General features: G+C 36.7%; 1 pseudogene. It reads right to left on the bottom strand.

Going from position 1 to position 251, the window contains the following annotated elements:
• Nucleotides 1–50: 50 nt before the first annotated feature.
• A pseudogene (locus ACYQ0O_RS13250) lies at nt 51–128 on the bottom strand (PEP-CTERM sorting domain-containing protein); the annotation flags it as partial.
• Nucleotides 129–251 lie beyond the last annotated feature (123 nt).

The following is a 251-nucleotide window of genomic DNA, read 5'->3' on the forward strand; positions in this document are numbered from 1 at the left end:
GAGAAATGTTAGTTAAATGGTTGGACAATCATAAATATCACAAAGATAATTTAGATATAACGTCTTTTAAAAACCAAACCCAAAAGCAATAAAACACTTCCCATTAGCAGATAAGTACTAGGTTCTGAAACTGGAGCTCCTCTACCACCATCATGGGAAAATGGCGTAAATTAAGGTGGAACCACTGCTGGGCAGAGTAACAGCAGAAAAGATCATGGAGGAAATGCGCACACTTCATTCATTGATTATAT

The sequence above is a fragment of the Desulfothermus okinawensis JCM 13304 genome, from assembly GCF_054654515.1.